Source organism: Bacteroidota bacterium, from assembly GCA_016718825.1.
Classification (GTDB): domain Bacteria; phylum Bacteroidota; class Bacteroidia; order J057; family JADKCL01; genus JADKCL01.
In genome coordinates this window covers 1-13,061 of record JADKCL010000021.1, presented here as the reverse complement: position 1 = coordinate 13,061, position 13,061 = coordinate 1, and the positions used below count along the sequence as shown (strand labels likewise).

9 protein-coding genes and 1 pseudogene are annotated in these 13,061 nt (G+C 51.1%); 7 read left to right on the top strand and 3 right to left on the bottom strand.

The window, feature by feature from the left end:
* Positions 1-10: 10 nt before the first annotated feature.
* From IPN95_19765 to IPN95_19740, 6 genes and pseudogenes are all read left to right on the top strand, one after another.
* Positions 11-1,078 (top strand): annotated as a pseudogene (locus IPN95_19765) (efflux RND transporter periplasmic adaptor subunit).
* A gap of 393 nt (positions 1,079-1,471) precedes the next feature.
* Positions 1,472-1,855 carry a hypothetical protein gene (locus tag IPN95_19760; GenBank protein ID MBK9451603.1) on the top strand — a complete coding sequence of 128 codons (384 nt, stop codon included), beginning with the start codon at positions 1,472-1,474 and terminating at the stop codon, positions 1,853-1,855.
* 67 nt (positions 1,856-1,922) lie between these two features.
* A complete protein-coding gene (locus IPN95_19755; protein MBK9451602.1) occupies positions 1,923-3,374 on the top strand; it encodes a hypothetical protein in 1,452 nt (483 codons plus the stop codon).
* A 31-nt stretch (positions 3,375-3,405) separates the two neighbouring features.
* Entirely contained in the window at positions 3,406-5,298 is a 1,893-nt protein-coding gene (locus tag IPN95_19750) for a cation-translocating P-type ATPase (GenBank protein MBK9451601.1), read from the top strand.
* A gap of 43 nt (positions 5,299-5,341) precedes the next feature.
* Positions 5,342-6,043: a transglutaminase family protein gene (locus IPN95_19745; GenBank protein MBK9451600.1), complete on the top strand. Its 702-nt coding sequence runs from the start codon at positions 5,342-5,344 to the stop codon at positions 6,041-6,043.
* 221 nt (positions 6,044-6,264) lie between these two features.
* Positions 6,265-7,101: an Omp28-related outer membrane protein gene (locus tag IPN95_19740; protein ID MBK9451599.1), complete on the top strand. Its 837-nt coding sequence runs from the start codon at positions 6,265-6,267 to the stop codon at positions 7,099-7,101.
* Positions 7,102-7,217: 116 nt separating this feature from the next.
* On the opposite strand, the gene IPN95_19735 is transcribed toward IPN95_19740, so the two are convergent.
* The 3 genes from IPN95_19735 to IPN95_19725 form a co-directional block, all read right to left on the bottom strand.
* Positions 7,218-7,430 (bottom strand): hypothetical protein, encoded by a 213-nt coding sequence (locus IPN95_19735; protein MBK9451598.1) that lies wholly within the window; start codon positions 7,428-7,430, stop codon positions 7,218-7,220.
* A 39-nt stretch (positions 7,431-7,469) separates the two neighbouring features.
* Positions 7,470-7,931 (bottom strand): hypothetical protein, encoded by a 462-nt coding sequence (locus IPN95_19730; GenBank protein MBK9451597.1) that lies wholly within the window; start codon positions 7,929-7,931, stop codon positions 7,470-7,472.
* 245 nt (positions 7,932-8,176) lie between these two features.
* Positions 8,177-11,980 (bottom strand): T9SS type A sorting domain-containing protein, encoded by a 3,804-nt coding sequence (locus IPN95_19725; GenBank protein ID MBK9451596.1) that lies wholly within the window; start codon positions 11,978-11,980, stop codon positions 8,177-8,179.
* Positions 11,981-12,218: 238 nt separating this feature from the next.
* Here IPN95_19725 and IPN95_19720 point away from each other — a divergent pair, with 238 nt between their 5' ends.
* A complete protein-coding gene (locus IPN95_19720; GenBank protein ID MBK9451595.1) occupies positions 12,219-12,986 on the top strand; it encodes a hypothetical protein in 768 nt (255 codons plus the stop codon).
* Positions 12,987-13,061: the final 75 nt, after the last annotated feature.

Genomic DNA, 13,061 nt, shown 5'->3' with positions numbered 1-13,061 from the left:
TCGCATCACAATGAAAAAGAAAATAGCCATCATCATCATAGGGATTCTTGTCGCGGCAGCAGTCGCGCTCGGATTGTATCTCTTGCTGCGCAGCCCCAAAGCAAACGGAGCAAGCATGGTTTTACCACAAGAAGAGGAGCATCATGAGGAAGAAGAAGGTGCCATCAAGGAGGTAGAACTCAATATGGCGCAATTTACCGCCTCGGGCATCGTCTTAGGGACATTTGAGTCCAAAAATCTGAGCGAAGTGATCAACGCCAACGGCTATACCAAGCTGCCACCGCAAAACCAGGCGGATGTTTCTGTGATGAACGGCGGGGTGGTAAAAACTATCAAGGTGATCGAGGGGCAGCAGGTCAGCGCAGGCCAGACACTTGCCACGATCGAAAGCCCTGAGTTCACCAAGCTGCAGGAAGCATTCCTTACCTCAAAAAGCAGCCTCCAATATCTCTCATCCGAATTCCAACGGCAAAAAACCTTGAGCGAGGAAAACGTGAGCGCACGCAAAACCTTTGAGCGCACAAGGGCCGACTATGAGATTGAAACCGCACGTTACCAATCCCTTCAGCGGCAATTGGGGATGTTGCGACTCGACACCACGCGCATCGGCGGCGGGGCAGTGCAAGTCGTCGCACCCATTTCCGGCTTTATCACAGAGGTTTATATCAAGATCGGGAGCAATGTCGAGCCGGGGAAACCGCTCTTTAGCATCGTGGACAATAGCCAGATGCACGTGGATTTGCTCGTCTATGAAAAGGACTTGCAAAAGGTCAAACCTGGCCAAAAAGTCCGTTTCGTCCTCACCAACCAAGACAATACCGAGATCATGGGTGAAATCTTCAGCGTAGGGAAGGCGTTTGAAAACGAGACCAAGTCCGTGGCGGTTCATGCCGACATCCAAAATGACAAGCAATTGCTCATCCCGGGCATGTACGTAAACGCGCTGATCGACATCGGCAGTCAGCCTGTCAATACCCTGCCAGTGGATGCCGTAATCAAAGCCGATGGCAGGGAGTTCATCTTTGTCTTGGAGGAGGGTCATGGAGAGGAAAGTGGTAAGGAACACGGTGAAGAAGGCCATGCGCATCAAGACGGTGAAAAACAGGAGGAAGTCCATGACCATGCTGAAGGGGAGAAGGAAGCACACGAGGAGGAAGGCCATGACCACGCTGAAGGCGAGGAGGAAGCACACGAGGAGGAAGGCAATGACCACGCCGAAAGCGGTGAACACAAGGACACACACGGTACCTCCTTCCACTTTCAACGTATCGAGGTCAAGACTGGAACCGCACAGCTTGGATTCGTCCAAGTCACTCCTGTGCAGCATCTCGAGCCAGGCGCCAAGCTTGTTCTGAAAGGTGCCTATTACATCCAAAGCCACCTGCTCAAAAGCGAAGGCGGTGGTGGGCATGAGCATTGAGAAAAGCCTTATCTTATTGCTGTTTTTGTAAAACACTAATACCATTTTTGTATGAAAAAGACATTGCTGTTTTTCCTACTCGTGACGGTTGCGATCACCTACTCCGCTTGCAAGAAGTGCAAGGCAGGCGACGATGGCACGCTCACCATCGTGGCTTTTCCCAGGCACCATGGGGCGGATACCAAGCCATTGTGGGCTTATGTTAAGTTTGATGCTCAGGAATTCCCAGGCACCGATTCCAATAGTTATGATTTGGTCATCAAAGGTGACTCGACTGAAAATCATATCGAGTTGCCAAACCTCAACTGTGGCAACTATTTCATCTACGAAATCGCTTATGACCCAGCCATCCAAGCGATCGTGACCGGCGGAATTCCTTATTCCACCGAGGAAACCATCGGGGAGGTCAACGTGGACATTCCCGTGACCGAATAAACAATTTAGTAATCTAAGGGACGGGCTGGGGTATCTCCCCAGCCCGCCCAAATCACTGGAAATGGAAATGATAAGACAGTCAAGAAATTTCACCAAATTCCTTTGCCTTGCGACCATACTTGTATTGACCCATGCTTGCACATGGAACAAGGAAGAAGTTGTATTTAAAGAGTCAGGGTATCCCAAAGAAGTGGATGCCATCATCACCGCCAAATGCTCAATCAGTGGCTGTCACAACGACAAAAGCAAGGGCGCTGCGGCGGGCCTTGCGCTTGAGACTTGGGACCACCTCTTCGAAGGTAGCCGAGGTGGTGCGGTGGTCATTCCTTTCAGATCCGATTTCAGTACCTTGTTTTACTATGTCAACACCGATTCAACGTTGGGCCTCACGCTTTTGCCTACGATGCCTATCGGAAGGCCCGCATTGAGCAGGTCTGAAGTACTCACGCTTAGAGATTGGATCGATCAAGGAGCTCCGGACAAAAACGGTTTCGTGAAATTCTCGGACAATCCAGCGCGAAAAAAGTTTTACGTCGCCAACCAGGGTTGCGACGTCGTAACGGTCTTTGATGCTGCCTCGATGCTTGCCATGCGTTGCGTGAATGTCGGGAATTCTGCCGCCATCGAATCCCCCCACATGCTCAAGGTTTCGGAAGACAACCAGTTTTGGCACACGGTGTTTCTTACGGGCCATTATTTCCAGACATATTCAGTGGCAGAAAATGCACTTGTCAGTGAGGTTAACATCGGTTCGGGAAACTGGAATACATTTTCGCTTTCCTCCGACGGGAAATCGGCTTATGTCATCGACTTTTCTGGAGGGACCATTGCAATCGTTGACCTCCCAAACGCAACTGCCCAAACGATTTTTGGCTTCACAAACCCGCATGGCTCAGCATTGAATCCCAACAACGATACATTGTATATAGTGAAACAGACGCAAAGTGGATTGTACAAGCTCGATGTTGCAAATCTCTCGGGCTTTGATGAAATCGACCTCGTGCAATCGTTTCCTGCCTCACAGGAGCTGAGGCCGCACGAAATCGCATTTTCACCTGATGGCACAAAATATTTCGTGACCTGCCAAAGCACCAATGAAGTCCGCGTCGTTTCGGCAGCAAACGACAGCGTGATTGCCGCCATTCCAGTTGGCATTTTCCCCCAGGAAATGGCATTTTCGCTCACCCATCCCTACCTATTCGTGAGTTGCATGGAAGATGTCGGCTCCAACCCCGATCAGGTTGGCTCCATAGCGATCATCAACTATCAAACGAATACTTTTGTCAAGAAACTCTATGCGGGCTATCAATCGCACGGGATTGCTGTCGATGATGCCAACAACCGCGCTTATATTTCCAATCGCAACGTCAGCTTTTTAGGCCCGGCACCACACCATTCGTCAATATGCGGAGGTCGTAATGGAAACGTGACTGCAATCGACCTCAACACCCTTGAGCTTGTGCCTGACTTCCAGGCCGAGGTGTCGGTGGACCCGTATGGTATTGGTATCATGCATTGAATACATTTAATCCTATCCCAAAGCATTTAGTATGAAATTCCCGATCAAAGACAAGAAATTCATCTTCCTACTCACTGCGATCGTGATCGTGGTGACCTTGGAAATACTCTCCATTATCGGCATTCACATTCCGATGCCATTTGCGCCTTTCGTTTTTGCCGCGTTTATCCTTGGCATCGGCTATGGGGTGCTCTGGAATGGCCTTAAAGCATTGGTGAAGCTTCAGTTCAGCAGCATCAACCTGCTCATGACCATCGCTGTGGTCGGGGCTTTCTATTTGGGAGAATATCCCGAGGCGGCTGTGGTCGTGGTGCTGTATGTTTTGGGCGAACGCTTGGAGGACATCGGCATTGAAAACAGCAAGTCGGCCTTGGACGAATTGGTGAAAAAAGCTCCCAAGACGGCAGTTCTGAAATCAACAGGCGAATCCGTTGCCATTGACAAGATTGCAATCGGCACAATTTTGCAAGTGAAGCCAGGCGAGATGATCCCGATGGATGGCAAAATTGTCGCAGGCGACACCACCGTGGATGAGGCGGCGATCACAGGTGAACCTATCGCCAAGGACAAGCGCACGGGCGACATCGTGTTTGCGGGTACCCTCAACAAAAACGGCTTCATTGAGCTAGAAACTACCAAAACATCGGCAGATACCACCTTCTCTAAGATCGTCAGGCTCACCTTTGAGGCACAGGCCAACAAGTCTGATACCCAAAAATTCATCCAGAAGTTCTCCAAGTACTATACTCCTGCCATGATCGCATTGGCGGTATTGGTGTTTTTGATTCCTGTCTTGGTACTTGGATTGGACGTGAACCATTGGCTGCAACAGGCGATCACGCTGTTGGTGATTGCTTGTCCCTGTGCCCTGGTCATCTCCACGCCCGTTGCAATCTATGCCGCAATCGGAAACGCCTCCGCCAAAGGAGCCTTGGTCAAGGGCGGAAAATACATCGAGGCATTGGCAAGGATCAAGGCTGTGGCACTCGACAAGACACGTACCATCACTTACGGCAATCCAATTGTCTCAGACGTGATCCCCCTCAATGGCACGAGTCTGGAAGAATTATTGGCTTGTACCGCTGGCGCGGAAATGTTTTCCGAGCATCCATTGGCACAGGCTATCGTGGATCATTCCAGGAAAGAAGGATTTGAACCACACAAGGCAAAGGACTTTAAAAGTGTGATGGGCAAAGGAGCCACTGCAAAATGTCTCGTTTGTGAAGACGAGACGGTTTTCCTTGGTAAACTTTCCTACATCGAGGAATTGCAACCCGCAAGCGAAGAAGCACAAAAGATAGTCCATGAACTCTCGGGACAAGGAAAAACTTGTGTGGCTGTGAGCTTTGGAGAGGGCGTTGCAGGGATCATCGCCTTGATGGATGAGATCAAGCCCGATAGCGCGGAAGCCATCGTGAAGCTCAAGGAACTCGGCATAGAGCCCGTCATGCTCACAGGCGATAGCCAGAAATCTGCCAATTATGTGGCCGCGATCGTGGGCATCGAAATTGCGAAGGGTGGGCAGTTGCCAGAGGACAAGGCCGAAAGCATTCGTGGGTTGTTGGGGCAATTTGGCAGCGTGGGCATGGTGGGCGATGGCATCAACGATGCGCCAGCGTTGGCACTCGCATCATTGGGAATTGCCATGGGTGCTGCAGGCAGCGATACGGCTATCGAAACCGCAAACATCGCTTTGATGAACGACAACCTCTCGCTGATTCCTTTCCTAGTACGCCTCGGCAGGGCGACCCTGAAACGGATCAAAATTAATACCGTCAGCGCCATTCTTGTCAAAGTGGTGTTTGTCGCATTGGCAGTCGCGGGATACAGCAACCTCGTTTTTGCCATTGCTGCCGATGTTGGCGTGACCCTCGTAGTGATCGTGAGCAGCTTGGGGTTGATGCGATTTGGTCATGAACAATAACTTGCTTTGAGCGTTTTTGATCGTCATACCAATTTAGTTCATCATGGTAAATTACTTAAAGGAGACCGCTATTCTCAATTTCTCGCATCCCAGCATCCAATCTGTCGTCCATCAAAGAAATTGGATAGCCATGCCCATCGTGAGTCGCGTAAAAGCTGTTTACAACTTCGTACGCGACGAAATTCGGTTCGGCTATAATACGGGCGATGACATTGCCGCTTCGCAAGTCTTGGAAGACGGCTACGGGCAATGCAATACCAAGGCCACCCTGCTGATGGCACTGCTAAGGTCTGTGGGCGTACCTTGCCGCATCCACGGCTTTACGATTGACAAAGCCTTGCAAAAGGGTGCCATTTCCGGGATATGGTATTGGCTGTCTCCTCGAAACATTCTGCACAGTTGGGTCGAGGTTTTTGTCGAAGAGAACTGGTATTATCTGGAAGGCGTGATTTTGGACAAGCCCTATCTCAATGCACTGCAACGAAAAAATAGCGATTGCAAGACCACCTTTTGCGGCTTCGGTGTCTTCACCGACAAGTTCCAAAGCCCGGACATTGAATGGAACCTCAGCCATACCTTCATCCAGGACAAGGGCATCAACCAAGATTTTGGTTTGTTTGACGCTCCGGATGACTTCTATGCAAATCACCAACAGAAGTTGGGATCATTCAAACGGTGGATGTTCCAGAAGATCGTGCGGCATAAAATGAACAGCAATGTGAACCGAATCAGGGAAGGCCAATGATATTGAGCGGAGTCGTCGCATTGCCAATCGCGGACTACAGCATCGCCGTTGTTGCCAGTGCTGTCGATTGCCGCCTGACCCTCGTGGTAATCCTTGCAAGCCTTGCCCTGATACGGTTTCGAAGATGTTACAACGTTTTGATATTTTCGCTTGTTGCCGACACTTGCATTGTATCTTTTCTAGAAATGGTGCTAAATTTCGTCTATCAAAGATTGCAAAATATGTTCAACAAGGTCAGCGCAATTTGCTTTTTAGTCATTGCACTTTTTGGATCTGCCTGTGATGTGATCGAAGGCCCGAAAGTTGATCCAAACGGCTTCACTGGGACAGAAAACAAGGTTTTGATCGAAGATTTTACTGGACAAATGTGCGGCAACTGCCCCAATGCACATCGCCAAGCTGCTTTGCTAAAGGAAACCTATGGTGAAAACTTGGTCATCATCGCAGTGCATTCAACCGGATTTGCGACTCCAGTTCCGGTACTAGGTTTCCCGATAGATTTCAGGACACCTATGGGCGACGAATTGGCGCTGTATTATGAAGCCTCCAACGCTGGTCTTCCTGTCGGCATCGTCAATCGGCGCGATTGGAATGGGAGTCCGCTGACACGCTACGCAAATTGGGGCACCTTGGTCAGCGCAGTTTTGTCTGAAGCCCCCCAATTGGGTATCGGCCTTGCAAAAAATTACGACAACGGAACTCGCAAGCTCGATATTCAGGCAAATTTGGAGTATTTTACTGCAGGAGATGCCAACCACCGCATCGTGGCGGTAATTACTGAAGATAGCCTGATTTCAAAACAATATGATTTTTCGATTCCCGCACAAGAAGTTGACGCGTATGTCCAAAACCACGTTCTCAGGACGTCGATTACTCCGGGAACTTGGGGAATTCCTGTCAAGGGCAACACCATTTTCATAGGGGAGAAAATTGAGCATCAATTTTCAATTACCCTTGACCCCGCTTGGCGTCCTGAAAAATGCCATGTGGTTGTTTACGTGATCAACAATTCTACAAGGGAAATCCTACAAGTTGAGGAGATCAAGGTGCTTGATTAATCTTATCATTGCTAATTGGAACGCAAAAGTAAACGTCACACAAGAATTCATTCACTTCCGCATTTGTTAAATGTTGAAAATCCTTATGTGGGGGGGTATCTGCACAAACCTCAAAATCAACGATCCGTGGTGAGCACGGCGCAATTGGAATCTCCCTCAACCTCCATGCAACATGTGTCACAATTGTTCAATCCACGCAACATCATCTCTTTGGTCGTCTGTAGCTTCTTGATTTTAAAATCAAGCAGATCGACCTTGTCCTGCATTTGCTGTGAAACGACTGCGCAGGTCGCATCTTGCTCCTCCATCAAGTGCAAGGAAAGCTCCACATGCTGGAATCGCTGCCTCCCCTTCCCCAGACACCCACCTCACAACGCAAAATTAAACGTCACTCCCGGACTCAAGTACACCACGCGGTCCCAGTTGCTCACTGTCAGGGAAAAATCCCATTGTTTGACGCTGTAGGCCGCGCCGACGCCATATTCGATGAAGCTGTGGTTGGTGCCGTAGTATTGTCCCCATCCCGCTACTGCGAAGCCTTTGACTGCGCCGATCGGCAAGCAGGCATAAGCCTTGACTTCGAACCAATAGTCTTGAATCCCGGTCGTACTGAAGTCCAGATTGCCGCGACCGGAGGCCACGCCAAACATCAGGTTTTTGAGGCAAACTCCCAATTCGAGACCGGCGTAGGAGCCCTGCTTAAAATTGTCGTTGACCGAGGTGGAAAATGAGCCCGAGACATAGCAATTCAAATGCTTTTTGGTGCTGTCGGCCTGCGAATAGACACTCAAGGTCAACAACGTAAGGGCAATCAAAAGAAACGTTTTCATGCTGAACGTGGATTAAGCTCCGCGATAATGCAAGATATTGGGTTCAGAAGCAATTTTTATTGGGGAATGGAGGGATTTGACTACCTAGTGCTGCCTCAGTTACAATGTACAAGCGCATGCTGAAATTAGCGTTGCCAACCCACACACCAACCGGTCATAGGGTTGGCAACGCGGTGAAGTTGCCCAATTAGCGTTGCCAACCCATACACCAAACTGTGATAGGGTTGGCAACGCGGAATCAATTTTTAGTCTATTTCTACCTTCCAAGCCGTTAGGCCTTTTTCCGTTTCCATGCGCAAGAAGTACATGCCTTTCGCGATGGCGGTCACGTCAAATACTGCCTCCAAATGGTCGCCCGTCCAAGTTGGTGCAATCGTCAGTAATTCGCGGCCGGTCATGTCCCAAAGGCTGAGTTGCAAGCTGCGAGGACGTTGCATGGCTTCCACGCGGATGTGCAGATTTTCCGTCGCTGGATTGGGCCAAATTTGGACATTGAGGCCGGCGAGTGGGTCTTGCGTTGCGACGCAACTCGTCACTTCGATGGTGTCGCCGCTCGCGCAGCCGAGGTTGTTGCTCACTTGCAACCAATAGGTGCCGGGTTGGGTGACCGTGAAGGTGTTTCCTGTCGAACCGTCCTGCCAGAGTGCATTGCCGGTGAAGGTGCCTGGATTCAGCAGAATGCTCGGACTACACAAGGCGGTATCATTCCCAAGATTGATCTGTGCAATTTGACTGTGCAAAATTTGCGCTTGGTCCGTGGCGCTGCCGTTGCATTGGCTGCCCGTCACGGTGACGCTGTAGTTGCCAGCAAACCAAGCGGTAAATGTCTGATTGGTCGAACCATCCTGCCAGAGATAACTGGCAAAACCCGGTCCGGCATCCAAGGTTGCCACTTGCCCCGAACAGACCGTTTGGTCGGGTCCTAAATTGACGTTGAGCGCAATATTGCTTTGGCTCACGACGACCGAGTCACGTGGACGGCATTGACTGCCGCCGGTGACTTCGCACCAATAGGTGCCGGGGGTATTGACCGAAATAGAAGGCGTCGTCGCGCCGGTATTCCACAAATAACTCGTAAAGCCGGAAAGCGCTGTCAATGTGGCTGTTGCGCCTGTGCAGAGGCTTACATCCGGCCCGAGGTAAACGGTGGTATCACTCGGCATGACCGTAATATGCCAATCACCCGAACCCGCACCGCAAGGTGCCGATTCGACGATGGTCAAAATCACATTCCCCGGAGCACCAAAAGACAAGGTTGCAGTCGTATCGGTAAAGCTGATCACTTGGGCATCGCCCGAAACTTGGTAGCTCACCGTGCCGCCACCACTGCAGGCATTCGCTGGGCGACGGAATACAATCCCCTGCGAATTGGCACAGACGGTATCAGGACCCTCCACTTCAGGTGTGGTGGTCGTGAAAAAGCTGGAATTAAACAGCGGGAGGCCGATGCTGCTCCAATGCTGATTGTTCTGCCCGAAATAGAAGCCGTTGTAATTGAAGTTGCAGGCCAATCCGAGGGCATTGGGGTTTTCGATGCGGGCAAGGTAATATTCGTTGATGGCGGTTTCGTAGCGGCCCATGTAGATTTTGCCGTCGGGTGCCAATTGCAACGTACCAAAGGAGACATAATTGCCACTGACTTTGGTGAGGGAAGCCTCAATGGCCGCATACGAACCCGCAGTCATGTCCAGTTGCCAAAGCGATGCCGGCACCTGTTGGCGATCCCCGTCAATGTCCACATAAAGGCGGCTGCCATCCGGTGAAAATTCGACAGAATAAGGCTCCGGCAAATTCGGTGAAACGATGGTATAGGGATTGCTCACCACACCCGTTGCATTGTTAAAATCAAACAATTCGAGTTTGGCGTAGGACGGATGGTAAATCGCAACTGCCAACTTTTTCCCATCCGGCGAAGCCTTCATGGCACCCAAGGAAGTCGTATTGTTAAATCCGCCGGCATGCACCCAACCGATATTGGAGACGACAGCAGGCTGAATGCCGTTGGGCGTTACAAGAAATGCATTGAAGGCATCAGTGCCATATTCGTGGTTGATGACCCAAACATCGCGGCCATTGCAGTGGTTCACAGCGGTCAATTTTTCGGTCGCAATCCGCTGCAAAGTATCGGTTTTGATGGTCACCGCGCCATTGCCGTTGTCCAAGGTCATGTCGATTTCGGAAACATACAATCCGTCCCCGTCATTTTGTGATCCGCCGAAATGCGCCTGGGTAAAGAGATAATAAATCGTGGTGCTGCCTGGCTTCGGAATGGCCATGGCGCCCTGCGTGCAAGAATAGCCACCCATCATATTCGTGCCGTTGACCATCACTTGGTGCAGCTTATTGTACACATTTTGGCCGTCGCAGTAAAATTGCAGGTTGCCTTGTGCATCGGAAATCGAACAAATTGCTTCGGCTGCATTCATCGTTGGATTGCCGTCATACACCGCAACCGGCTGACCCGTACTGAAGTCGATACCGCCACGGTGCCCGAAGTACCAGCGATTGGCATATTTAGGCTGACAATTCCCGACCGTAATGTATTGACTCAAAGAAGTATCCGAGCAATTCGTCCCGATCTGAACCAGCGAAACATTGTAGCCGCCCACGGTTGGGAAAGTATGCGAAAATTGGGTCGTGGTCGCCATCGGAACGCCGTCCAGCAACCACTGAAAATTGGTACTGCCGCCCGTACTCGTATTGGTGAAGTTGACCGTGCCACCGACAGGAACGCTTGTGACGGAAGCCGTGAAGGAGGCGTTTTCGGAGCATGTCACGGTGATTGTCACGGAAAATGTCCTTGTGCAGCTCGGGTCGCCATTGCCTGCGGTCAGCATGATCACAAAGGTTCCGGCTGCATTTGGAATCCAGGTCGGATTGGCATTCGTCGAAAAGGAGACCCCATTCCGTGTCCAATCATAAGTCGTGGCGCCGGTGGTATTGTTGGTGAATGTGACCAAGGTTCCAGCAGTAACGTTGGTGGCATTCGGCGTAAATGTACAGTTGATGGGATTGGGACATGGCGAAAGGCAACCGAGGCTGCTGAGCAAACTTGCCCGCGTACCGCTCAATGCTGCATTCATCCGGTCGGATTGGCCTTGGGTAAATGCAGATTGGCAGGATTGGAAACCATAATCCATGTAGTTCATGATCATGTCGGGTTGATCGCCCAAGCCGCCATTGACCACGGGCCGAAAGGGATTGTTGTTGCTCAAGTCATCGTCATCCGTGGCGCAGGTATTCATCGCATTCGTACAAATCGTCGCAGCCGTGCTGTTGTCCGGCGGGGTATCGCAGACGTGGTCACCGTCGGTCAAGCAGTTGTTGTTGGTACATCCGCCTTGGAAAGTATGGTAAAGGCCAAGGTAATGCCCGGCCTCATGCACGTGGATTTTGCTGTTGTGGGGATTGCTGCCAAACCAACGGGCTTCGTTGACGATGCCGTCTTCGGGTTGGCCATGCGAACTCGGAAAATAGGCGTAGCCTGCGACGCCGCTACCCATGGACTGCGAACTGATTTCGGCGACGAGCCAGATATTGAGGTATTTTGTCGGATCCCAGCGGCTCAAGGCTTTAAGGCTGAGGTCTTGGGTTTCCATGATGACGTTGGTGAGGGGCGATTGCACACGCACGATGCCCGTGGTGCCTGCGCCCGAAGGATCTTGCGATGCGAGACAAAACTGAATGTCGGTATTCACACCCGTAAGCGGATCGTAAATGCCGACATTGGCAAAGGCGTCGTTCATGTCTTGGATGCCCTGCTGAATGACGGTATTGCTCAGATTTTCCGGTCCGCCGTTGTGAATGATGTGCACGACAACGGGAATGGTACGCACGGTGGTAATGCCGGATGTGCGCTGATTGCCACGGATCATGGCAATGTCGGCCAATTGCTGATCAAATGCAGCCTGAAAGGCCGCGGCCTTGGGATCATTGGCGAGAAGGCGTTGCAGCATCTGATCGGATGCGCAGCCATCATGCGGGGCTTGTTGGGCATTCAAAGTGCATGTTACAAGCCCAAAAAGAAGTAAAAACAGCAATTTTTTCATGTGGGGTCCAAGATTTCGAGAACGAATTTTGAAGTTCAGGTTCAGAATCGAATGTTCCAAGAATGCAAGGTTGAAAGGTCAGAATTGGGTGTTGTGTGGTTGTATCCCTTCGAATTCCGTTGATTTTGATCTACGATTTTGACACACCCTGTCAAAACCCATCCCTAACTTACCCTCAAGGAATTCGGCCACAAAATGCCGCCCTTTTTTCTAAATTGCCTTCATTATCCAAGAATCCATGAAAAAAGCATTGTTGTTTTTCCTGACGGCGGTAACACTCACCGCTTGCACGCCTCCGGCCACCACGGATGGCGGCACCACCGTTCCCGCCGACTCGTCGCTTGCTGCGGCGGATTCCACGCCTGCGCCGCAGCCCGTCGATAGTACCACCGCCGTTGCCGACAACGGTGAAGGTTCCGATGCCGGCAATACGGGCACGACGCCTACGCCCAAGGTCGACAATGGTAACAACACAGCAACTGACGCCGGCAACACAGGTGGTGGCCGCGTGCGCGACCCCAATCTCGCCAACACCAAAATGTTCAAAGTCACCGGCAACATCCTCGTTGCAGGTTCCTACTGCGGCGGCGCAGCACCTTCGAAGGAAATGGAAGAAGAAGCCCGCCGACCCAAACCCTTCGCCAACCAAGGTTTCCTCATTCGCTCCGGAAAAATGAACGCACTCGGCACGGCCATGGCCACCCGCACCCGCACCGATGCCAACGGCACATTCAACGTCGAACTCGCGCCGGGCACCTATTGCATGGTCCTGGAAGAAAAGGAAAGGGTCCGTGATGCCGCCTTTTACAACAATCAAGGCGTCGTCGTCGACAAACCTTGCGACCAAAAGTGGCTCAATACTTGCGACCTCAGCTTCACGGTCGCCGATAAAAACATCTCCGGCCTTCGCCTGACGCTCAACAAAAAGTGTTTCATCGCATCCTTCAGCCCATGCCTCACCTGGAATGGCCCCCTGCCTCCGGCCGCCGCACCGCGGGGGAAGTGAAAAGTGAAAAGTTATTAGTGAAAAGTTTTGACACTTATTGTGCTGTGGTGGAGAGTTGAAAGTGGATATTGAAAA

Coding starts and splice junctions, on each gene's coding strand:
- IPN95_19755 (MBK9451602.1), top strand. CDS start 1,923: ATGATAAGACAGTCAAGAAATTTCACCAAATTCCTTTGCCTTGCGACC.
- IPN95_19750 (MBK9451601.1), top strand. CDS start 3,406: ATGAAATTCCCGATCAAAGACAAGAAATTCATCTTCCTACTCACTGCG.
- IPN95_19720 (MBK9451595.1), top strand. CDS start 12,219: ATGAAAAAAGCATTGTTGTTTTTCCTGACGGCGGTAACACTCACCGCT.
- IPN95_19730 (MBK9451597.1), bottom strand. CDS start 7,931: ATGAAAACGTTTCTTTTGATTGCCCTTACGTTGTTGACCTTGAGTGTC.
- IPN95_19740 (MBK9451599.1), top strand. CDS start 6,265: ATGTTCAACAAGGTCAGCGCAATTTGCTTTTTAGTCATTGCACTTTTT.
- IPN95_19760 (MBK9451603.1), top strand. CDS start 1,472: ATGAAAAAGACATTGCTGTTTTTCCTACTCGTGACGGTTGCGATCACC.
- IPN95_19725 (MBK9451596.1), bottom strand. CDS start 11,980: ATGAAAAAATTGCTGTTTTTACTTCTTTTTGGGCTTGTAACATGCACT.
- IPN95_19745 (MBK9451600.1), top strand. CDS start 5,342: ATGGTAAATTACTTAAAGGAGACCGCTATTCTCAATTTCTCGCATCCC.